Raw genomic sequence first — 22,629 nt, forward strand, 5'->3', positions numbered from 1 at the left:
GTTAGTGCTGTCCCTACCCCTGCCCAGATTGCATACGCCAACCCGAGTGGCAATGTTTTTAATGTTAAAGATAAAGCATAGAATGCTAGACCGTATCCGATTATGACTCCCACAGAAGGCAGGAATTTTTTGAAGCCATCTGTCGCCTTAAGCATCGAGCTGCCGAACACTTCACTGATAATGGCTAGAATTAAAAGAATGTATGCATTCATGGTGATTCCTCCCTACCATCAAATTTGCTTATTTCATTTTACCTTTTTTATTGTTGTTCGGAAACCATGGGGAAAATTTAGGACCACATTTTTGTCGGACTCATGTTACACTTATTGAATAGTAACCTTGGGATTTATTTAGTGAAGGTGTAAAATGATTGAAGAGAATAACCCATCGGGTGTAATTACATAATTTTTTTACAAGGAGTTTTTGCAATGAAAAAGTTATTACTGTTGACTGGTCTGTTGGTATTGTTAGCTGCCTGTGGAAATACAGATGAGGAGGCTAGTTCACCATCTGAAGAACCAGTTAAGAGCGTTGAAAATGAATCGGATTCTGAAAAAGCGGATCAAAATGACGCAATTGACGTTTCAAAAGAAAGTGATGAGGCAAATGCTACAGATGAAAATGTGGATGCCAATGCTTCGGACACTAACGGCAATGCTACAGCCGAAAATAGCGAACTTAAGAACCAATATTTAAATGAACTCGAAGCGATTGAAAAAGAAATCGAAATCATGCCTGCAGGCGAAACACAAATTGAGATGGAAGAAATTGCGGCAGAAACTTATAAAATCTGGGACGACCAACTAAATAAAATCTGGAAAGAAATAGAGAAACAGCTTCCTGCTGAAAAAATGGATAAATTACGGGAAGAACAACGAAGATGGATTAAATTTAAATATGAAACGGCGAGTAAAGAGGCTGCTAAATACGAAGGTGGCACAATGGAGCCCTTAGTAAAAATAAGCAAGCAAGCAGAAGTCACCAAAGAAAGATGCTATGAACTAGTCGAAAAATATATGTAAAAGGAAAGGGACTTAGTTTGAGATTCTAAGTCCTTTTCCTATTTAATCCATATTAAAAAGTAACTCTTCTTTAATCGTTTTTTCTGCCATAAGCTGGTCTAAGCTTCGGAAGGTATAGCCTTCTTCGCGCAGGTCATCAATTGCCTTTCCAAGTGCTTCTGCATTGTCCCTAGATACGGTATGTAGCAAAAGAATGGCCCCCGGATGAATTTGTCTCATTATATTGTTGTAGGCATACTCCCACCCACGTTGGTTGTTGATGTGCCAGTCGACGAAGGCCAGCGACCAGAATACATTTTGATAGCCAAGGTTATTGGATAAAGCTAATGTTCGTTCACTGAAAATGCCTCGCGGCGGACGAAGATAAGTCACATCCTGTCCCGTCAGCTTTTTTGTTTCCTCTCGAACGGAATCTAATTCTTTTCGAAGCCGCTCATCACTCACCCTTGTTAAATCTGGATGATACCATGAATGATTGCCAACGATATGCCCTTCCTTTGCCATTCGTTTGACCAGATCAGCTTGATCTTTTAAATAGTGCCCGGTGACGAAGAATGTCGCGGGAACTTTTTTCTTTTTTAACACATCAAGTACTTTTTCGGTGTAGCCATTTTCATAGCCGTTATCGAAGGTTAGATAGATGTCTTTTTTAGTTGTATCCCCAATGTAAAATGCGCCATATTTTTTGAGTAGTTGATCATACTCCTCTCCCGCTGAGGCCGGTTCATGATTTTTGCTTTTTTTGAAGCCCCAATGGATGGGCGAGTTTGAATAAGCTGCCGCCGTCTTATGTGCACCAGCCAATGAAAAGGTAACTGTCAAAAGAAGAAGTATGCCAAAAAGCCTTTTCAAAAGAAAAACCTCCTAAAACTCCGTTAGTAGTAGAGTTAGTTTTTACCACATTTAGGGAGTTCATGCAGGGAATCGTTTACCAAAAAGATTTTGTTGGGTGCGGGAATAAAATTTTGTGGTGTTGGATGTGTTTTTCGGGGGCTAAGTTAGCTCTAATTTCGGATATCGACCCAAGTTTTCGTTTTATCGGTCCAAACTCGAAATATATCGACCCAAGTTTTCATTTTTTCAGTCCATATTGGAGATATTTCGACCCGAATTCCAATTATTTCGACCCAAACCCTATTTCGAGCCATATTAATCCGGTTCGCTGGAGATTCTGACCACACAGAAAAACCCGCTACGCATAAACGTAACGGGCCATACTACCAAACATATTTTAAGCGAATACTCGCTCTTTAAATTGTTCTAGTTTTTCTAACGAAGATTTGTCGACATCTTCGTGTAGGCTGTTGCCGTGTGAGTCCATTGTGACAACGGCTGTGAAGCCTTCAACAGATAGATGCCACATTGCTTCTGGAATACCGAACTGCATGAGATCAACGCCATCAACAGACTTGATGCAGTCTGCATAGTATTGTGCAGCGCCACCGATTGCATTTAAGTAAACTCCACCATGCTCCTTCAGTGCAGCAAGTGTCTTCGGCCCCATACCGCCTTTACCGATAACCGCGCGGATACCAAACTTTTTCATGATATCGCCTTGGTATGGCTCCTCACGAATACTTGTTGTTGGGCCAGCAGCTTTCACGTGCCAGTTGCCATCTTCATCCTTAAGCATAACCGGGCCACAGTGGTAGATGATTTGTCCATCTAGATCAACTGGTGCATCATTTTCTGATAGATGCTTGTGAATTGCGTCACGGCCAGTGAACATGCGGCCATTGATTTTAACCACGTCACCTACTTTAAGCTCACGGATTTGTTCTTCAGTGATTGGAGCTTGAAGCACAACTTCACGAGTTTCAGACTTAACTTCAACTTCTTCTTGTTCTTTAGAGAAGTCGATTTCTTCTCCATCCTGGTATAGCCAATCGTTGATGTCACCTGTTTCAGCATCAAGAGTAACACCTAGACGGCGATATGCCCAACAGTTATACGCAACTGAAACGAAGAAGCTTGCAGGGATACGGTGCGCGACGCCGACTTTACAACCAAGAAGAGTTGTTTCGCCGCCGAAGCCCATTGTTCCGATTCCAAGTTTATTTGCATTTTCCATTACGTACTCTTCAAGTTGACGAAGATCTTCGTTTGGATTAACATCTTCAACTGAACGGAAAAGCTGTTCTTTCGCTAACTCGTAGCCAGAAGTACGGTCCCCACCGATTCCAACGCCGATGAATCCAGCACTACAGCCTTGCCCTTGTGCTTGGTACACTGAGTGCATGATACACTTACGGATTCCATCCAAATCACGACCGGCACGACCAAGTCCCTCTAGCTCAGTTGGTAAGCTGTATTGAATGTTTTTATTTTCACATCCGCCACCTTTTAAAATAAGGCGAACATCGATGTAATCTTCTTCCCATTGTTCAAACTTGATCACTGGAACACCTTCACCTAGGTTGTCCCCGCTGTTTTTACCAGTTAATGAATCAACTGAGTTTGGACGTAGCTTCCCGTCCTTTGTTGCTTCCACAATGGCTTCGCGAATTGCTGCTTTGATTTTTAATTGGTTTACCCCAACTGGAGTTTTCACTTTGAAAGTTGGTAGACCTGTATCCTGACAGATTGGTGATACGTTTACGTCTGCCATTGAAATATTATTGGTTATGGTTGAAAGAGACATAGCAGCACGAGTACCCGCACTTTCACTCGCTTTTGCGCGAGCAACCGCTCTACGTACATCCTTTGGAAGTCTTGTTGATGTCTCTACAATTAACTTGTACATACTTTGTTGTAGCTTATCCATCTGTATTCCCCTTTCCCTTATATCCCCGTTTTTATACATGTTCTATAATCACAATTTTCATTATACTCCTAGAAGTTTTTTTCGGAAAGAGATTTGCAAGCGATTTCAGTATTTATATCTTTTTCTTTTATTAAATTCACTCCGATTAACCCAACGATTGAAAAAATCACGGGAATGATGAAGCCAAAATAGTATCCAGATGGAAGATGGTCTAAGACATTTCCAAATATAGCTGGCAACAATACTGCACTTAAAAATCCTCCCGTGTTCGCGAATCCTGAAACCATCCCGGATTCACTTGTCGGAAAGGTTTTGCGAACGACGGCAAAGGTTAAGGAATTTGAGCCGAACGCAAATCCGATGATAAAGAAAAGGGAAATGAGTAAGAATAATGGTGGTCCCTCCCAAAATAATAGAAATGTTGACCAACATAAAACTGTGACAACATGAAAAAATACATAAGGGCGCTTGATTGTGCCTAATCGGCTTGATATCCAACCGATTAAAGGCGCACCAATTAGTGCCCCGATTAAACTAAACATAATGAGCTTACTTGCTCCCAATCGGGTGAGGCCGTGAATATCCATTCCATAGGGAACTGCCCACGATCCAATAAAACCTAAATACCCTCCAACAAGCCCAAAGTGACAAAGAAACAAAGCCCAAGCTTGCCGATTTGAAAAAATTCGATGTAGTAATACCGAAGTTTTTTCACGCTGGACTTCTTTTTTCTCAATCATTGGGTGGTTTGGCTTTTTTACCAGGACAAAATAAAGAAAGATTCCACACAAACATAGTAGAATTCCCCCTGAAAGAAAGGCCCCGCGCCAGCCAAGTAAGACAATCAGTGCTGAAAAAGGAACGGTTGCCATGAGGAATCCTAGGCTCCCAGTCATCCCCGCAACACCGATGAGCCGTGTAAATTCTTTTTCATTAAACCACTTACTTAAAATGAGGACTAAATTAACCCAAATGGTCGCATCCCCTATTCCCGTAAGGATTCTTGCAAAAAAGAGAATGAATTCATGGGTGCCAAGGCTATAAATAATGGTTCCGACGCCTGTCAGGAGGGCTCCCGCAATTAGGAAAAAATTAGGCCCGTACCGATCCGACAAGATTCCCATTGGCATTTGTAGACCTGTGTATACAAAAAATTGGATGCTTGTTAATAGCCCGATTGTTGTTGCAGTGACTTGAAAGTCCGTCATCAGTTGGTCTGTAATCAAGCCGGGTGCGGTACGTTGACTTGACATGATCACATATGTAAACAAAACGGAGGCAAAAATTACCCACCTAAATTTACTCGTTTGTATGCCCATTGATATCCACCCCCGTACTATATATATGGGTTTTTGTATCGGTAGTGCTCATACACATGCGAAAAAATCAATCATTACAATTTTGGATTTGTACATGTATAATCAAAAAATGGGAGTTGAGATCAATGAATAAAAAAGACATCGCAAACATCCGCAAGCAATTTAAGTTAAATAATCAATACTTAAATATCAAAGAAATTTTCAATGTGTATGTAAAAAAAGAATCCAATGAGATTTATCACCATATTTGTCAGCCATTCGAGCTGTTGGAGCAAGAAGCTCAGGAATTGTTTCTAGATAACTTTAAAAAGACACTGGCTGGGCAGCTTGATACGAAGCTGTTTGAGTTGAAGTTTCAGCATGGTGGAGAAAATAGTACACGAGATATTCTGTATGATGGGCTGCAAATGGAAGATACCGAAGAGTGGATCGAGCACATGCTGCAAATCGTAGAGAAAATGTATGCTTCAAAAGTTTATGAGTTTGATACTGTGGTTACATTCCTCCGTGCCGAGTATCGAAAGCCGACTCGAAAACGTGATGCTGAGTCTGAACTAGGTGGCTCTGATGAGGTTTATTATAGCCCACTCATTATTTGCACTTTAAATAAAATTGACCAACCGAAAAAAACATTGATTTTTGATTATATAGAAAGAACATTCAAACCGAATACTTTGCTAGACCCGGTTATTAATTTAACCGCTCCGTTAACGGGTTTTCTTTTTCCAGCGTTTACTGACAATGCAGCAGATGTGAATCATATCCTTTACGCTGCCGGCAAGGCGAACGAGCCTAGTTACTCTTTCATTGCCGATGTGCTGAATTGTGAAGATATCATGACGGCGGAAGATGATAAGATCGGCTTCGAGATGATCTTGAAAAATGTGATTGGGGATAAGGTGGAGTCCGAGGTTATTTCGAACGTCTATGAGGAAATAGACCGCTTCGTTCAGGAAAAAGAAGAAGAGGAAGAAAGCGAACCACCAATGATCAACTATCAGGATGTCGAGCGCATCTTGACGGTGAGCGGCGTTGAAAATGTGGACACAGCAAAAGTGGAGCATGCTTTTAAAAACGTCATCGATGACGAACACCATGAATTCAAAGCAGCCAACCTCGTTCCAAAACAAATCAAAATCAACACAAAGGTTGCGAACCTCAAATTGAGTCCAAAAGAACTAAAGTACGTCAAATACATCATGTACCAAGGCAAGCGCTGCTTGTTACTGGAGATTGATGAGGACGTCATTGTTGAGGGATTGACACTGGAGACGAAGAATCCAGGAGACCACGGGGACGGTTCTACTGGTTCCTTTTAAAGCAAAAACAGTGGATTTCGTTTTGAAATCCACTGTTTTTTATTTATTCATGATGGCTGCATCCGTGAAATCATGAAGTATTTTAGCCTTATTTTGTCATGCTTTACTCGAATGATATACCGATAAACCCAGTTCCGGTATATCAACCACTACTTTTTAGTCGAATGATATACCGATAAACCCAGTTCCGGTAAATACCCCTACTTTTCTACTGAGTGATAAACAATCAAACGCCCAGCACCACCATGAGCGTCCTCCAAACATCATTATTCCTTCCAATCCTTCTTAAATCGTTCGTATTTCCCTTCCAAGTCATCGAGCATCCCAATGAGGCGGTCGATATCCTCAAGATCGGTGGATTCAGGGTCCATTGAATCAATGACCTCTAAAAACATATTTAGGCGATTTTTTAAATAGGATATTTGTGAGTCTTTATCATGTATGGCGTTTCCCAAGTGACATTTTCCTTTCGTTTTCCGATTACTTTTTTAGGCCCACAGGATGTGGGTCACAAAGACGTTGCCACAGGATGTGGCGTTCTTAGCTCTTAGTCTTTGTTCATTATGCATAAATGTATCTACATTGACAACTATTAATCTTTTCAATACAATGCCTATGGCGATTTGTGGTTCATCAAATCCATAAAAAGGAGTTACATAATGACAAATTTACAATCTTCAATTCGAATTTCTCCTGCTCATGACCCGTGGGAGGCTTATTTAGATGTTGAGCAATATGGCTCAATGCAGCTAACCAATATAGAATTTACGACAACCTATCTCTGCAATATGAGATGTGAGCATTGTGCAGTTGGCTACACATTGCAACCGAAGGATCCTATCGGGTTGCCTATAGAGCTTATGCTTAAACGCCTTGATGAAATTCCGAAGCTTCGTTCCTTAAGTATTACTGGTGGCGAGCCAATGCTTTCAACTAAATCTGTAGACAACTATGTGGTTCCTCTTCTTAAGTATGCCCATGAACGAGGGGTTCGTACTCAGATCAACTCGAATCTTACACTTGACCTGGCACGATATGAAAAAATCGTTCCTTATTTGGATGTGCTTCATATTTCACATAACTGGGGAACAGTCGATGATTTTGTCGAGGGCGGATTTGCGATGATGGAGAAAAAGCCATCATTTGAGCAGCGTGAACGTTATTTTCAGCGGATGATTGATAATAGTAAAGCTTTATCAAGAGCTGGTGTAATGGTTGCAGCAGAGACAATGTTGAACAAACGGACTCTCCCCCATTTAGAAACAATTCATAAGCAAATTGTGGAGGAAATGGAGTGTGGTCGGCACGAGGTGCACCCTATGTACCCAAGCGATTTCGCAAGCAATCTCGAGGTTCTTTCACTTGAGGAAATTCGGAGCGCCATTCATCATCTTCTCGATATTCGCACTGAAGATGTCTGGATGCTATTTGGTACATTGCCGTTTTATGCGTGCAGCGACAATGAGGAGGATCTCGCAATATTAAAGAGACTCTATTCAAGTAAAAATGTGACGGTCCGCAATGACCCTGATGGCCGTTCGCGTCTCAATGTGAATATTTTCAACGGAGATATAATTGTAACCGATTTTGGCGATACCCCTCCACTTGGAAACATTCAAACAACCTCGCTTCAAGATGCATATGATAGCTGGTCGGAAACAAAGATCGCGAAGGAATTAAGCTGTCACTGCCCTGCAGTAAAATGTCTTGGGCCAAACATCCTCGTGAAAAATGCGTATTACAAAGTGGATGACTTTACAAAACGTCGTGCAAATATGTGAGAAAAGCATTGAACGCCTTCATATCCGCGATAAGCATAAGACAAGCGCTGACAGAAGGTGCGTTTTACCTTCCGAAGCGATTGGCTTAGACCAGAGAGCCGATGGCGTCTAGTGCTAGACATAAAAAAATTCGGGCGATGACTGTTTCGCCCGAATTTCTTTTTTAGGATATCGGACATAGATTGAAATATTTCGGACAATCCTAGAGGGATATCGGACATAGATTGGATTAAATCGGACAAAATCCTTATTATATCGGACAAACCCAATTTCCCATCCATTTTAAAAGCCCTCCGGTTCAACCGGAAGGCCGAGTAATAAATTTTTATCTCGGATTTTCTGAAACGATGAAACCATAAGATACGTGGTCTTGGACAGGTATCCAGGCGCCAATTCCTTGGTGGGTAACGTTCTTAACAACGATGGACTTTTTGCTTCCTTTTAAAACAAGGTAGACTTCACCGTATGTAACCTTTCCTTTTTCATTGACTGCTGGCGCATATGCATATAAGTACCCTAGTCTTTTCGGTGGTACATTATAAATTTGACCCTTTTTCGTTCCTCCACCAATGATTGTTGTAAAGGAAAGTGGAAGCTTCGACTTTTTCGCAGCTTCAATTAGCATCATTTTCTTTACATCGTCTGCATCCTGAATTTCTGCAGTTAATCCGCCTCTGACAATCTTCTGCATTTCTTGTTTGTAGTGGAGTTTGTATGGAGAATTACCCCCACGATTGTCAATGTAGTTTGTGTTGATTTTTTCATACTCCCAATTCGTGCTTGTTTCAGACGATTCATAATTTAGCGGCCACTGACCTAAGTAAATGGTTGCACGGTATCCAAGCGCAAGTGGTGTCGTCTGGATAGCTGACTCATTTAATATACGAATAAGATCCGGATTTTCTATTTCTACATCAGCACTATTAATAAGCTCGGTTGTGAGCTTACTTGGCTGGAGATATGGTAAATCCTGAGTTGGGTTCGGATAGGTGTTATCCTGTGAAATGTCTAAAACTGAACTAGGAATTTTGAATTTATTTACTTGATTACCCTTTGTTTTATTGGTACCTTCCGCCATTACATTTCCTGCACCTAAACCAAACATCAAAATGACGGTAACTATAAAAAGAAATTTTCGTTTCATAGACGGTACTCCTTTCCTTGGCTTTGTGCTTAGTGTTTTCGAAGAATTTGCAGATTATCCATCCTTTTATTAGGAAATTTTAAAATGTATTAACTATAAAACCACTGAAACAACTTCCCGTTCACCGAAAGCTTGGCTAACTATTCTTCGCTTTTGAGATATCGGACATACCTTTGATTTTATCGGACAATCGGGCCGGGATATCGGACAATGAAAGAAATATATCGGACAAAAGCATTCAGATATTGGACATACCCAAAGTTCGTCCAAATTAAAAGCCTTCCGGTATATCCGGAAGGCCGACTAATTAAATATTATTCATTTCAATATTCTATCGGAGTTCATCCAAATCCACTCTGCTCCGTAACCCTTTCTCCATCAACCTCTCACAATACGGAAAAAAAAACTGAATAATCGGTCCAATTCCGAATGTACAAACCAAGGTTCCAATCCCAATCGGCCCACCAGACAAAAGTGCCAAAATTAGACCTGTCGCTTCTCCAATTGTTTTTGAAACTCCTACTTTTAGCTTAAATCGCTTGCTGATGGCGAGCATTAAATTATCAAGTGGTGACAACGGAAATTTAGCCTGCAAATAAATGGCGATTCCGAGTGAAGCAATCACCAGTCCTGCTAATAAAACAAGAAACTGCACGATCCAGCCTTCAGGGTTCCATTCGTCAAACGCAATCAATAACCAAAAATCAATAAAAAAGCCTATTAAAATAATGGTTCCAATTGCTAAAAATTCTGGTCTTGCCTGAAGCAATAGTGCATTTACTAACATGATTAAAATGCCGACAATCATGACCCAGTTTCCGACTGTGAGTCCAATTGTTTTGGATAGCCCGACATTGAGCGCATCCCATGCCCCAGCACCGATATCCGCAATAATCATTAAACTGATTCCCAGTGCCAAGATAAACAACCCAACGCAAAAAAACGTAATTCGTCTAGTGATCATAGTTGATCTCCCTATGGTTAATTATTGAACATTGCATTTATTATAATTGACTCAAAAAAATTAACCGATATTTTAAATTTTAACAGAATATTTTTAATGTTAGGTTAATAATATAAAGTATACCTTACTTGAAGGAGGGATAAGTCGACCATACCTTAACGACAGGGGGTATGCTATTCGATTGCCGAACGATGAGAAGACCCATGAAAGTTATCCCTTAAAAGTACTTAGAAGAAAGCAATAAGAAACCAAACGACTCTGTGTAGATGAGGTCTGCACAGAGTCGTTTTTTGTCCTTATAATAGGTAAAACCCAATCCCCATAATGGCGTACGCCGCTAACAGAGTTCCACCTTCAAACCAGTTTGTTTCTCCATCATTCGTTAAAGCAATCGTTAAAAATACCGCGGTAATCATCGAAATTAATTCTGGTATCGAAAACACGAGCGCCATTTGTGTATCAAGGAACAATGAAATCAAGACTAGGAGTGGTGCAACAAACATGGCAACCTGCAAGCTTGAGCCAATCGCGATTTCGATCGCAACATTCATTTTATTTTTATAAGCCATCATAACAGCAGAAGCATGCTCAGCCGCATTTCCAACAATCGCCACGATAATAATCCCGATAAAAATTTCACTCCAGCCAAACCTTTGCGCGACAATATCAAAGGTATGAACGAGATTTTCAGACACATACCCGACGGCAACCGTCGACAATGCCAGAATAATAATCGCCTTCCACTTCCCCCATTCGGGCTCTTCATGCTCTTCATTTTCTTTTTCCACCTGCTCAGAATCCTGTTGGTAAATCCCGCGATGGGAAACAAGCTTAAAGAAAAGGCCTGCTAGATATAACAGGATCAAAATGACCGAAATACCGATACTTAATGTAAATGTATCCTGATCATTCATCTCCATTGAAAATACCTCTGGAATGACGAAAGCGAGAATAATTGAAAAAATCAACAGCCCGGAGTTATGTCGTGCATCATGGACACTGAATTTCTGTCGCTTATATTTAAAACCTCCAACTAGAAACGAAAGACCCGCAACAAGTAAAAGGTTGCCAAGCACAGACCCGGTTAACGATGCGAGTACAACTGTAACAAGCCCCGCCTTCAGAGCAAAAATAGAAATAATAAGTTCAACTGCATTTCCAAAGGTTGCGTTTAACAGACCCCCAACTCTTGGTCCAGCAACAATCGCGAGGCTTTCCGTCGCTCTACCCATAAATCCAGCCAAGGCGATAATCGTTAAACAGTAGACAATAAACATGATGACGGCTGACCAATGTAGAAGGCTTCCAATTACTGAAAGTGGAACACCAATCACAACCATAATCATAAAAAGTCGATTCATCGTGACACAACCTTCCATTAACCTGTTTCAAATGCGACTTGCGCATTTTCTTACCCGATTTTTAGGCCCACACGATGTGGGTCATGAAGACGTTGCCACAGGATGTGGCGCCTTTAGTCTTCGATCTTACTGATCGAAAAATTCCCTTAAAAAATCTTGGCATCCGCAGGAGGTTTTAATTTTTTCTGGAGAGTTCAAAACCTCCTGAAAAAGTTAAAACTACGCCAGTGTGCGTAGTTTATTATAATCAAAATTATGTTCCACTATTCTGTTTTTATGCATCCACGATTTCAAAAGTCTCCGTAATTTCAATGCTTCCTTTTACCGACTGGGCCATTGGACAATTGCGGGAAGCAACCTCAATGGAACGCTCGATTTTTTGTTCGTTTAAATCGGTTCCTTTTATGATGTAATGGAGATGAATTTTTTCTATACGATTCGCTTTAGCCTCGTTTCTTTCAACCTCCGTATTGATAGTGATGTCCTCCACCTGCATTCTCTTTTTTTCGAGAATCTTGCGAAGCGTGCCACCACTGCAAACCGCGATGGATGATACTAAAAGCTGATAAGGTCGAAACCCATATGCCTCATCACCTGCAACATGTAACTCCCCATATTCGACATCTGTGTAAAAGCCAACTTCCTTCATTTTAAAAATCATGAAAAACGCCCCCTGTTCATTTTGTTACCTTTAGTGTATCAAAACTTCCCCTGAATCAAATGCGCCTAGCGTATTTGCGCCCGATTTTTTGGCCCACACGATGTGGGTCACAAAGACGTGGCCACAGAACGTGGCATTCTTAGTCTGAGTTCCTTAAATTCAGTCCGGGTTCGAACCGTCCACTGTATTATATACTCTTTTTTCCATTCACCACACACTTAACGAAGTAGGGACTTCTACTGAATAAAGTTAAATCATTTCCATTTCCAATCACAGGATATTTTTGTATGATTAATAGGATAATGAACTGGGGGAAAACAACATGAAATTGCGGTTTTGGATATTAGTGAGCATAGTGGCCGTCTCGGGGTTCAGCCAGGGCATGCTGTTGCCGCTAATTGCTGTAATCTTTGAAAATAGCGGATTGTCATCCACCTTAAATGGATTAAATGCAACCGCCCTTTATATAGGAATCTTATTTGTATCACCTTTTATGGAGTATCCTTTGCGCAAATATGGCTATAAACCTGTCATTCTATTTGGTGGTTTGCTCGTGGTCATATCACTTGCCCTATTCCCGTTATTGAAATCGTTTTGGTTTTGGTTTGTGCTGCGTCTCTTTATTGGAATTGGCGATCACGCTTTGCATTTTGGAACCCAAACATGGATTACGTCGTTTTCGCCAGAAAATAAGCGCGGAAGAAATATCTCCTTATATGGATTGTTCTTTGGGCTAGGCTTTGCCACAGGTCCATTAATGACACCGTTAATCAGTATCAATGAATCATTGCCGTTTATCCTGTCTTCTGTCCTTTGTTTAATCGGTTGGTTCTTCTTATTCCTATTAAAAAATGAGTTTCCGCAAACAGATATGGGTGTGAACTCATTTAAAGAAACAATCAATCGTTTTTCAAAAGCTTGGAAGTATGCTTGGGTTGCGTTTTTACCGCCAATGACCTATGGATTTTTGGAGTCATCCTTGAACGGAAGCTTCCCAGTGTACGGGTTACGGATTGATTTAAATGTTACATTTGTATCGATATTATTAACGTCGTTTGCGCTTGGTAGTATCATTACCCAACTTCCATTGGGGGTTCTGAGTGACAAATTTGGACGAAGAACTATTTTAACGATTGTACTCTTTATAGGGTTTTTAAGCTTTACGGTTGCCAGCTTCCTAGAACACTCTCATGTTGGACTTTGGCTCTGTATTACGTTTGCAGGAATGGCGGTTGGGTCGACATTTTCACTTGGCATCTCTTATATGACAGATTTAATGCCGAAAAATTTGCTTCCAACCGGTAACCTTCTTTGTGGAATCTTTTTTAGTATCGGTAGCCTCAGTGGACCGCTTATTGGTGGACTATTTATCCAGTACTTCGAAAGCATCAGCTTTTTCAATGTGATCGGGACCATTCTCTTCGTAATCTTTATGGTATTAACTGTTTTTGGTTCGAAAACCGCAGTTAAAACGGTTGAAAATTGACTTCCTTTTTGGAGGTCTTTTTTGTTGCCAGCTCCCAGTGCCATCAGCTCGAGGTCATAAGCCAATCTAAAAAACACCCTCTATCAGCGCTCGTCTTATGATTGACTTGCGCAAGAAGTGTTGACATCGACGTTTGCCAAAGGACGTGGCGGTAGTTAGTCGATGTTCCTTAATCCGCACCCCTGCGCTTTTCTAAATTTGTTGCCTATTTTCCAGAATTTTGTTGACGTTTTTAAGAAAACTGTTATATAATACAAACAACATAAATATACTGTATTAATACAGATGAATAGGACAAAAAAAAATAAAGGAGACGATTAAAATGAGTAGGCAAGAACGCAAAAACATGATGGAGTTTATTGAAAAGGTAAAAGGCATCGATAAAATGGAGCTAATGTATATGACGGATGAAGATATCGAGCATATCTACGACACAACTTATTATCAGGTAGAGGAAATGATGGAATAATGGATTTAAAAAACTCGCCATCGTTTGGCGAGTTTTTTAATGTTCATCTGCTCTGTATTCTAAAAGATCCCCCGGCTGGCAGTCTAGCGCTTTGCAAATCGCTTCTAATGTGGAAAATCGAACAGCCTTTGCCTTTCCATTTTTTAAAATGGACAGATTGGCCATCGTGATTCCGACCCTTTCAGATAACTCAGTTACACTCATTTTTCGTTTTGCTAACATGACGTCTACGTTAATTATGATTGCCATTGTTTTCACCTCAAACTGTTAAGTCATTTTCTTCTTGAATGTCGATAGCATTTTTCAAAAGTTTTTGAAGAACGGCAGCAAAAACCGATACAACAAAACATGCGAAAATAATGACCAATGCAATGAGCAAGACACCAGGTTGTCCTGCATCTTGTGAAATCACGAAAAAGAAGCCAATGACATACCATGCACTAATGATGGCCGCACAATATTTAATGAATGATAAAGATCTTACCGATTTTTGTGAGAAGGCAGTATTTTTATCAATATAACTAAGTAGTTTTAAGCCGTGATAAAGCGCAAATAAATACGGGATTATCATGATTTCGATTCCAATTAAAAGAGGATATTTTAAATATGCAAACTCCGGATTTTCCACTGCTAAATTATTTGCCGCCCAAGGTAGCCAATAAATACATAAAGCCAATACAACGATTCCCATAAAAAAGATCGCTACTTTTAAAAAGAGTGTATTCCCTCGTTCTTTTAGCTTCATTATTTCTTCCAATACAAGCACCTCACTTGTTGATTGTCTTTTTTATTAGTTTATCTTATTATTTATTGTTTTTCAATAAAAAATTATTAATTCACACCATATCCGTAGTCTTATTTAAAATAATTATAAAAAAGACTTTTAAAATCTGTTCAATATGTTATAATTAATAATAATTATAAATTAAAAATATCTAAAATGAAGTGCTGCTATCAAAATGATTGCAGTTTTCTTGTTTAAATGGCATGTTGAGTGTGATTCCCTTTCTCAATTACCAAAACAAAGTTGATTATAATTCTCAATTAAATAGAATAAATGATTATTTTTCTCAATTAGAAAACGGAGGCGAATGTAATGAGTACTGAAGTAAAAACTGCTCCGGCGCAACAGCATCTATATAAAACAGATAAAGAACCATCTCCTTTCCTTGAAAAAGTAAGGCTTCACGGAGAATTAATTGCAGCTTTAACGAGTGGTGTGTTAATTGCGATCGCATGGACATTCGGTCATTTGGAACAAAATACAGCTTCAATCATTTTGTACCTTCTTGCATTTGTAATTGGTGGCTACGCAAAAGCAAAGGAAGGTATTACAGATACAATTGCTGAAAAAGAATTGAATGTGGAAATGCTGATGATCTTTGCTGCGATCGGCTCTGCGATCATTGGCTACTGGAATGAAGGGGCCATTTTAATCTTCATCTTCGCTCTAAGTGGTGCCCTTGAAACCTATACGATGAACAAGAGTCACAAGGAGATCTCGTCTCTTATGGGACTGCAGCCTGAAGAAGCAACTCTGATTCAAAATGGGATCGAACGGGTTGTACATGTTTCTTCCCTTCAAATTGGGGATAGCATTTTGGTTAAGCCCGGCGAGCGCATTCCAGCGGATGGAAAGCTTTTAAAAGGTGAGACAAACGTAGACCAAGCGGCCATTACCGGTGAATCGATTCCAGTGCGAAAATCCCTTGGTGACGAAGTGTTTGCTGGAACGGTTAACCTTCGAGGATCGATTACCGTTGAAGTGACAAAGCCAAATGAAGATTCGTTATTCCAAAAAATTATTAAGCTTGTTCAATCCGCACAGAATGAAAAATCACCTTCACAGCAATTTATCGAAAGGTTTGAAGGTAGATATGTAAAATTTGTTCTAATAGCAGTTGGTTTGATGATGTTTCTGCCTCACTTTTTATTAGGCTGGACATGGACGGAGACTTTTTACCGGGCGATGATTTTACTTGTTGTTGCGTCCCCATGTGCTCTCGTTGCTTCGATTATGCCAGCAACCCTATCGGCGATTTCAAATGGGGCAAGGCGAGGAATTCTTTTTAAAGGCGGCGTACACCTAGAGCAGCTCGGCAACCTAAAAGCGATTGCGCTTGATAAAACGGGAACATTAACAAAAGGTAAGCCTGTTGTAACAGATGTCATTGTTGCAGATTCAATGGAACAACATGAATTTTTACAAATCGTTGCTTCAATTGAAAATCAATCCACACATCCATTGGCTGGGGCCATCGTGGGTCATGTCAAATCGATTGGTCAAGAACTGATTTCAATCGACGGAATTGAGGATATGCCTGGATATGGTGTAAAAGCAACAGTCGGTGAAACGAATTGGTTAATCGGGAAATCCGATCTTGTCGGAAAAGATGCGGCATCTGCTTTTAAAGATGGTGTTGCGAAACAATTGGCCTCTGAAGGTAAAACAATTGTTTATGTAAAATCAGGTGACAGCATTGCTGGGATTCTGGCACTGAAGGATGTTGTCCGTGAAGACACGGTTTCAGCTATTTCAGCCTTAAAAGACCTTGGAATCTACACGGTTATGCTTACTGGTGACGGTGAAAAGACGGCAGAAGCCATTTCTAAGGAAAGCCATGTTGACCAACATATCGCCGAATGTTTACCGGAAACAAAGGTAACCCATATTAAAGAACTGATTTCTAAATATGATACAGTTGCCATGGTCGGAGATGGAATTAATGATGCGCCTGCTTTAGCAACGGCTAATGTCGGGATTGCGATGGGGCAAGGAACCGACGTAGCACTTGAAACGGCAGATGTCGTTCTCATGAAAAATGACCTTCCACGAATCGCGGAAGCCGTAAAGCTTTCAAAACGTATGAATCGAATTATCAAACAAAATATTATTTTTTCAATCGGCGTGATAATGCTGTTGATTATCTCTAATTTCTTTCAAATCATTGACCTTCCATTTGGCGTTATTGGTCACGAAGGAAGCACGATACTTGTCATTTTAAATGGACTTCGATTATTGAAGTCCTAAAAAGCAAAGGACCTGACCCTATCGGTCAAGTCCTTTTTATCATATTGGGGACCAGTGGAACCGTCCCTCTAGTTCCTAATGGTAGCCGTTGCTGCCGTTAGCAGAACTGCTTGTTTTTTGTTTTGGATTTTTATTTTTTCCTTTTTGCTTTGTGTTGCCATTCTTTTTAGACATAATAATGGTTGCCTCCTTGTAATGTACTTACAACCTTTATTATCTCTCGTTGCCCCCTTTTCAATGAAGGTAACTTCCGGAAAAATAATTACCGGCCGTCCCTAATTCGATGGCAGTTAAGGATCGCATTGATTTCTCCACCGATGATGATGATCATCGCCGATAAATAAAACCAAATCATAAGAACAATGATGGCTCCTAGGCTTCCATACGTCGTGGAGAAATGCCCGAAGCTGTTCACATAGTATGAAAATGCGAGGGAAACAAACATCCACCCAAAGGTCGCAAAAAAGGCTCCAGATATGATTTCCTTAATTTTTAGCCTTCGGTTCGGAGCAACCCAATACAAAAAAGTAAATACAATAAACAGGATCGTCGCACTCACAATCCAACGAATTCCGTTCCAAACATCTAAGAACTCATCTGACAGGCCAAAGGAAGAAAACATAAAAATTCCAATTTGCTTACCGAAGACCGGCAATAACAAAGCAACGATAATGACAATCATCATCCCAAATGTTAATAAAATCGAAATTCCTCGTGTGAAGAAGAAGTTCCGAGTTTCCTTCACATCATACGCTTTGTTAAACGCCCGAACGACTGCGTTAATCGCATTGGACGAAGACCACAATGTACCGATGATCCCAACGGATAACAAACCGCCTTTTTGCGAACCAACAATGAAATTCAAGTTTTCTTCTATCATGTCAACAGTACCCGCTGGTGCGTACTCCCTCACAAACGCCAATACATCAATATGGGAGATCGGTAAATACCCAATAAGTGTCACTAGAAAGATTAAAAATGGGAATAGAGAAAGTAAGAAAAAATAGGCAAGTTCCGCTGACATACTGCCTACTTCATCCTCCTTATATCGTAAAATGATTTCCTTTAGAAACCGCAAATCTAACGTTCGAATTTGGGCCATCTTTTCACCTCTCTATATTATCGTCCCTCATACTTTCCGTTTTATTAGAAATTGCGTCCTTTGTTTCCTTCACTGCTTCAACTAATTCTGGTGTCGTTTCAACGATTTCATTTACCTTCGAGGTTACGATGCGAACGTCTTCTGCCACCTGCTCAATCGTTGTACGGACCGTATTGAATCGGTCCTTAACCAGCTCTGTATAACCCTGTGGATTTTTCATCACATCAACTGCTTTTCGACTAACTCTTTTACTAGTATGTAAAAACTGCTCTCTTGTTTCCTTATCAAATAAAGAAATCGCCGCTCCAAGGACAGCCCCAATGACCATGCCTTCCACCATTTTATTGCGTTTTGTCATTTTGGATTACTCCTTTCCAACGAAATTTTCTTTTTTAATGACGTCTAAAAGACGCTTACAACCATTACTCACAAGTTCATACACTTCATCAAAATTCCCTGTGTAATATGGGTCAGGTACATCTGTAACCTTGCTGTCTTCGACAAAATCGAGCAATCTTTTGATTTGACCTGTTTTTTCTGTACCAGTCATTCTTTTTAAATTCCTCATATTGTCAGAGTCCATCGCGATAATGTAATCAAATTGTTCAAGGTCCGCTTGAATAACTTTGCGTGCTTTCATTCCTTCAAAGGATACATTATTTTTGGTTAAAATGGTTTGTGTGCCTTGATGTGGCGGGTGTCCAATATGCCAATCCCCAGTACCCGCTGAATCGACTTGAATTTCATTGGCGAGTCCGTCTTTTTTAACCATATCTCTAAAAATAGCCTCCGCCATTGGTGATCTGCAAATATTCCCTAAACATACGAATAATACTTTTATCATCTTGTAAATACTCCTTTATGTTATATTTTTCCGTTGTATGCCATATTAAATAATAACAGAAACATGATACAATATGAATACACTGAAAATTGAAAGGATGAAAACATGGATCTCTCACAAAAGTCGGTCGAAAATGTAGAGTTTATGATAGAAAAAATCAAAGAGAAGCTTAAAGTATTAAACTTTGGTGCAATTAAGCCTTCCCATTTTGATGAAGAAATGTACGAGGAATTAAAAGACATCTACGACCTCACCATGAAAAAGAACTCATTCAGTCCGAATGAAATGCAAGCGATTGTCGAAGAACTCGGTAGTCTACGCAAAATCAGATAATACATAATTTAGATGGCGGCCATGAGGGCCGCTTTTTATTTTTTTTAAAACAATGGGATGTGGAGTCGACACGAATATTCACGAGGTGACGCAAATATACGAGGATCGACGCATATTTTCACGAGGCGACGCAAATGTCTCAGAATAGACGCATAAATCCGTGAAGCGACGCAAATACCCAAAGATAGACGCATATCCCCCAGTGAAGACGCTTAAACCCCACAAAAAAACATACCCCCCGGCAAAAACCCAATTACTCAATTTCTAAATTTCAGTCAATAACTCTTCCCTCCTGCATATAAGTATAGAAAGGGGCAATTTGTTCTGGGACAGGTTCATTTTGTCTGTTTTGACTGCATAATGCAGTGCTAATCTGAAGGGGGGAATACACTTGCTAGGTCTATGGCTAACGCTCATTGGAATTGCTGTGTTATATTTTATCTCCGCTGGATTCTGGTTTTACTTTTTCGCATCATCGATGAATCACGACGATACTACACGGATTGACCCTGTACCGGAAGATCGAGACTTTTAAAAAAGCCACACCCAAATGGGCATGGCTCCGACAGTGTAGGCGAAACGTCTACACTTTTTTATTTCTGCGTTAAATGAAACACGACTGATTCATATGGACGTAAGCTGATCCCTTTTGAAATATCAGTTTGTGAATCTCCATAGTTTGAAATGAGTAAATCAGTTGCGTATTTTTCGATTCCAATACTTTCTGGAATCTCAAATGTCGCTTCTTTCCCGTAAAAATTATTTACAACAAGGAGCTTCTCGTTTTCCCCGTTTCTAACATATGCAAAGATTTGCGAGTCTTCCTCAAGCAATAGTTCGTAATCACCGTAAGTGATAATATCGAATTCCTTGCGGAGCCTAATCAATTTTTGATAATGATAAAAGACTGAGTTTTTGTCCTCTAACGCATTTTCTGCATTAATGGTTTTATAATTGGCAGCAACATTAATCCACGGTGTCCCGCTAGTGAAGCCAGCATGCTCAGATGCATCCCATTGTACAGGTGTCCGTGAATTATCTCGCGATTTATGTTTTAAAATCTCGATGATTTTTTCGTTACTCAAACCCTGTTCTTTTTTAATATTGTAGATGTTCAGGGATTCGACATCGCGATATTCAGAGATATCCTCGAATTTCGGATTGGTCATGCCAAATTCTTCACCTTGGTAAATATATGGCGTACCTTGCATCATATGAATCGTTGTCGCGAGCATTTTCGCTGATTCCGTTACATATTTGCCATCATCACCATATCTCGATACAATGCGCGGTTGGTCATGGTTGCACCAAAATAGCGCATTCCAACCCCCACCCTTGTGCATTTCTACCTGCCACGTTGAGAGGATTCTTTTTAACTCATGGAAGTCAAAATCCGCAACCGTCCACTTATCCCCGTTTGGGTAATCCACTTTTAAGTGGTGAAAATTAAAGGTCATACTTAGCTCTTCACGGTCAGGATTCGAATATTTAATACAATCGTCAATTGTTGTTGAGGACATTTCCCCAACAGTCATACTATCGTATTTCGAAAATACATTCTGATTCATTTCATGCATGAATTCATGGACACGAGGACCATCTGTATAGAATTTTCGGCCATCACCAGGGGCTACCGAACCATCATCATTAGGGAAGTTCTGGTCCTTTGAAATTAAATTGATGACATCTAAACGGAAGCCGTCTACACCTTTTTCAAACCAAAAAGTCATCATATCATAGACTTTTTTGCGAACTTCTTCGTTTTCCCAATTGAGATCCGCTTGAGTCACATCGAAAAGGTGAAGGTAGTATTGACCTGTTTTTTTATCATACTTCCAAGCATTCCCACCAAATTTTGATTCCCAATTAGTTGGTTCATGACCGTCTACTGGGTCCTTCCAAATATAAAAATCCCGATATGGATTATCCTTTGACTCGCGAGATTGCTTAAACCATTCGTTTTCGGTTGACGTATGATTGACTACGATGTCCATAATAAGTTTGATGCCGCGAGAATGAGCTTCTTCAAGCAAGCGATCGAAATCTTCCATCGTGCCATACTCTTCTTGAATTGCAAAATAATCACTAATATCGTACCCGTTATCACGTTGCGGGGATTTATAAATTGGCGTTAACCAAATAACATCAATACCTAATGCTTTCAAATAGTCGAGTTTTTCGATGATCCCTTGAAGGTCACCAAGACCATTACCAGTTGTGTCATTAAAACTCTTTGGATAAATTTGATATACGACAGACTTCTTCCACCAAGGCTGTTTCAACTGCTACACCACCATAAATAGTTATTATTCTTGTAGTATTTCATAAATAAAAAAAGTTATTTATAGTAGTAGTGTAACTTGTATATACAAGTTGGTCAAATGATTGCAACCTGTGGAAGCAAATTGATGTAGTAGCTCATTTATTGCTATTGGTTGATAATACTGCCACTAATTCTGAAATACGGCCATTATCTCGAAAATACGGCCACTAACCGAGAAATACTACCACTATCTTGAAAATACAGCCACTAACCGTTTTGACGCTTGTCCATTTCACGCTCCAGCACTTCCTTCAACACGATCGCCTGATTATGTACCTCATCCTTTGCCCCAAAAAGAAGAGTAACTTTCCCCTCCCCGGTCATCCGCAATAATTCCTCTATCGCAACTTTTTTCTCTTCATCTTCTTGTAATTCTTTTATGTAATGCTCTTTAAATTCTTCAAATCGCTCTGGTTTGTGGTTAAATTCCTTGCGCAGCTCAGTGCTTGGAGCGATTTCTTTCATCCACAAATCAAGCAGGGCTTTATCCTTAGAAATACCTCGGGGCCAAATACCGTCCACTAGTATTCGTTTTCCATCTTCATTACTCGCTGGGTCATAAATTCGTTTTAACACGATCATTTTTCGCTTTCCTTTCTAAAAAAGGGAAAAAACGCAATGTTTTCGCCCCTTCTATTATTCAAATGCGCTTTGGCGCATTTGCGCCCGATTTTTAGGCCCACAGGATGTGGGTCATAAAGACGTT

Annotated in this window: 24 protein-coding genes; 8 read left to right on the top strand and 16 right to left on the bottom strand. The window is 40.0% G+C overall.

Annotation, left to right across the window (positions count from 1 at the left end; all coding sequences use genetic code 11):
* Positions 1-212 (bottom strand): DMT family transporter (locus V7147_RS16070; protein WP_335368843.1); only part of this gene is annotated, 212 nt, incomplete at its 3' end.
* A 216-nt stretch (positions 213-428) separates the two neighbouring features.
* Here V7147_RS16070 and V7147_RS16075 point away from each other — a divergent pair.
* Positions 429-1,022 carry a lysozyme inhibitor LprI family protein gene (locus V7147_RS16075; RefSeq protein WP_335368844.1) on the top strand — a complete coding sequence of 198 codons (594 nt, stop codon included), beginning with the start codon at positions 429-431 and terminating at the stop codon, positions 1,020-1,022.
* Positions 1,023-1,064: 42 nt separating this feature from the next.
* Here the strand turns inward: V7147_RS16075 and pdaA are convergent, their stop codons facing one another.
* From pdaA to V7147_RS16090, 3 genes are all read right to left on the bottom strand, one after another.
* Positions 1,065-1,844, bottom strand: a complete 780-nt coding sequence (gene pdaA, locus V7147_RS16080; RefSeq protein WP_438824602.1) for a delta-lactam-biosynthetic de-N-acetylase — start codon at positions 1,842-1,844, stop codon at positions 1,065-1,067.
* 409 nt (positions 1,845-2,253) lie between these two features.
* The gene (locus V7147_RS16085) at positions 2,254-3,786 is read right to left on the bottom strand and encodes a fumarate hydratase (RefSeq protein WP_335368845.1); all 1,533 of its coding nucleotides are present in this window, start codon (positions 3,784-3,786) and stop codon (positions 2,254-2,256) included.
* Between the two features lie 68 nt (positions 3,787-3,854).
* The gene (locus V7147_RS16090) at positions 3,855-5,105 is read right to left on the bottom strand and encodes an MFS transporter (protein ID WP_335368846.1); all 1,251 of its coding nucleotides are present in this window, start codon (positions 5,103-5,105) and stop codon (positions 3,855-3,857) included.
* A 125-nt stretch (positions 5,106-5,230) separates the two neighbouring features.
* Here V7147_RS16090 and V7147_RS16095 point away from each other — a divergent pair, with 125 nt between their 5' ends.
* Positions 5,231-6,424, top strand: coding sequence for a DUF4317 domain-containing protein (locus tag V7147_RS16095; RefSeq protein ID WP_335368847.1), 1,194 nt, complete (start codon positions 5,231-5,233; stop codon positions 6,422-6,424).
* Positions 6,425-6,690: 266 nt separating this feature from the next.
* Here V7147_RS16095 and V7147_RS16100 read toward each other — a convergent pair whose 3' ends face one another.
* Complete coding sequence (locus V7147_RS16100) at positions 6,691-6,879, bottom strand: SE1561 family protein (RefSeq protein ID WP_335368848.1); 189 nt, start codon at positions 6,877-6,879, stop codon at positions 6,691-6,693.
* Between the two features lie 204 nt (positions 6,880-7,083).
* Here V7147_RS16100 and yfkAB point away from each other — a divergent pair, with 204 nt between their 5' ends.
* Complete coding sequence (yfkAB, locus tag V7147_RS16105; protein ID WP_335368849.1) at positions 7,084-8,205, top strand: radical SAM/CxCxxxxC motif protein YfkAB; 1,122 nt, start codon at positions 7,084-7,086, stop codon at positions 8,203-8,205.
* 325 nt (positions 8,206-8,530) lie between these two features.
* Here yfkAB and V7147_RS16110 read toward each other — a convergent pair whose 3' ends face one another.
* From V7147_RS16110 to V7147_RS16125, 4 genes are all read right to left on the bottom strand, one after another.
* Positions 8,531-9,349: a YfkD famly protein gene (locus V7147_RS16110; RefSeq protein WP_335368850.1), complete on the bottom strand. Its 819-nt coding sequence runs from the start codon at positions 9,347-9,349 to the stop codon at positions 8,531-8,533.
* A gap of 331 nt (positions 9,350-9,680) precedes the next feature.
* Positions 9,681-10,313, bottom strand: a complete 633-nt coding sequence (locus tag V7147_RS16115) for a YczE/YyaS/YitT family protein (RefSeq protein ID WP_335368851.1) — start codon at positions 10,311-10,313, stop codon at positions 9,681-9,683.
* Between the two features lie 296 nt (positions 10,314-10,609).
* The gene (gene cax, locus V7147_RS16120; protein ID WP_335368852.1) at positions 10,610-11,674 is read right to left on the bottom strand and encodes a calcium/proton exchanger; all 1,065 of its coding nucleotides are present in this window, start codon (positions 11,672-11,674) and stop codon (positions 10,610-10,612) included.
* Between the two features lie 274 nt (positions 11,675-11,948).
* Positions 11,949-12,335 carry an OsmC family protein gene (locus tag V7147_RS16125; protein WP_335368853.1) on the bottom strand — a complete coding sequence of 129 codons (387 nt, stop codon included), beginning with the start codon at positions 12,333-12,335 and terminating at the stop codon, positions 11,949-11,951.
* A 322-nt stretch (positions 12,336-12,657) separates the two neighbouring features.
* On the opposite strand from V7147_RS16125, the gene V7147_RS16130 reads away from it, so the two are divergent.
* Together V7147_RS16130 and V7147_RS16135 are read left to right on the top strand one after the other, a co-directional pair.
* Positions 12,658-13,821 carry an MFS transporter gene (locus V7147_RS16130; protein ID WP_335368854.1) on the top strand — a complete coding sequence of 388 codons (1,164 nt, stop codon included), beginning with the start codon at positions 12,658-12,660 and terminating at the stop codon, positions 13,819-13,821.
* Positions 13,822-14,143: 322 nt separating this feature from the next.
* Complete coding sequence (locus V7147_RS16135; RefSeq protein ID WP_335368855.1) at positions 14,144-14,290, top strand: BH0509 family protein; 147 nt, start codon at positions 14,144-14,146, stop codon at positions 14,288-14,290.
* 36 nt (positions 14,291-14,326) lie between these two features.
* On the opposite strand, the gene V7147_RS16140 is transcribed toward V7147_RS16135, so the two are convergent.
* On the bottom strand, positions 14,327-14,539 hold the full coding sequence (locus V7147_RS16140; RefSeq protein WP_335368856.1) for a helix-turn-helix domain-containing protein: 213 nt from the start codon (positions 14,537-14,539) through the stop codon (positions 14,327-14,329).
* 10 nt (positions 14,540-14,549) lie between these two features.
* Positions 14,550-15,035 carry a DUF2975 domain-containing protein gene (locus tag V7147_RS16145; RefSeq protein WP_335368872.1) on the bottom strand — a complete coding sequence of 162 codons (486 nt, stop codon included), beginning with the start codon at positions 15,033-15,035 and terminating at the stop codon, positions 14,550-14,552.
* A 351-nt stretch (positions 15,036-15,386) separates the two neighbouring features.
* Between V7147_RS16145 and V7147_RS16150 the strand changes: the two genes are divergently transcribed.
* Positions 15,387-17,321, top strand: a complete 1,935-nt coding sequence (locus V7147_RS16150; protein ID WP_335368857.1) for a heavy metal translocating P-type ATPase — start codon at positions 15,387-15,389, stop codon at positions 17,319-17,321.
* A gap of 262 nt (positions 17,322-17,583) precedes the next feature.
* On the opposite strand, the gene V7147_RS16155 is transcribed toward V7147_RS16150, so the two are convergent.
* From V7147_RS16155 to V7147_RS16165, 3 genes are read right to left on the bottom strand one after another with little or no spacing between them, the layout of a single operon-like run.
* Positions 17,584-18,423, bottom strand: coding sequence for a YihY/virulence factor BrkB family protein (locus tag V7147_RS16155; RefSeq protein WP_335368858.1), 840 nt, complete (start codon positions 18,421-18,423; stop codon positions 17,584-17,586).
* A 4-nt stretch (positions 18,424-18,427) separates the two neighbouring features.
* Positions 18,428-18,781: a YtxH domain-containing protein gene (locus V7147_RS16160; RefSeq protein WP_335368859.1), complete on the bottom strand. Its 354-nt coding sequence runs from the start codon at positions 18,779-18,781 to the stop codon at positions 18,428-18,430.
* A gap of 6 nt (positions 18,782-18,787) precedes the next feature.
* The gene (locus tag V7147_RS16165; protein ID WP_335368860.1) at positions 18,788-19,267 is read right to left on the bottom strand and encodes a low molecular weight protein-tyrosine-phosphatase; all 480 of its coding nucleotides are present in this window, start codon (positions 19,265-19,267) and stop codon (positions 18,788-18,790) included.
* A 105-nt stretch (positions 19,268-19,372) separates the two neighbouring features.
* Here V7147_RS16165 and V7147_RS16170 point away from each other — a divergent pair, with 105 nt between their 5' ends.
* Together V7147_RS16170 and V7147_RS16175 are read left to right on the top strand one after the other, a co-directional pair.
* Complete coding sequence (locus V7147_RS16170) at positions 19,373-19,600, top strand: DUF1128 domain-containing protein (RefSeq protein WP_335368861.1); 228 nt, start codon at positions 19,373-19,375, stop codon at positions 19,598-19,600.
* A 391-nt stretch (positions 19,601-19,991) separates the two neighbouring features.
* Complete coding sequence (locus tag V7147_RS16175; RefSeq protein WP_335368862.1) at positions 19,992-20,135, top strand: hypothetical protein; 144 nt, start codon at positions 19,992-19,994, stop codon at positions 20,133-20,135.
* A 58-nt stretch (positions 20,136-20,193) separates the two neighbouring features.
* Here V7147_RS16175 and treC read toward each other — a convergent pair whose 3' ends face one another.
* Positions 20,194-21,882 carry an alpha,alpha-phosphotrehalase gene (gene treC, locus V7147_RS16180; RefSeq protein WP_335368863.1) on the bottom strand — a complete coding sequence of 563 codons (1,689 nt, stop codon included), beginning with the start codon at positions 21,880-21,882 and terminating at the stop codon, positions 20,194-20,196.
* A 248-nt stretch (positions 21,883-22,130) separates the two neighbouring features.
* Positions 22,131-22,505, bottom strand: a complete 375-nt coding sequence (locus tag V7147_RS16185; protein ID WP_335368864.1) for a DUF488 domain-containing protein — start codon at positions 22,503-22,505, stop codon at positions 22,131-22,133.
* Between the last annotated feature and the right edge of the window lie 124 nt (positions 22,506-22,629).

Source organism: Bacillus sp. JJ1521 (genome assembly GCF_036965165.1).
GTDB lineage: Bacteria > Bacillota > Bacilli > Bacillales > Bacillaceae_L > Ferdinandcohnia.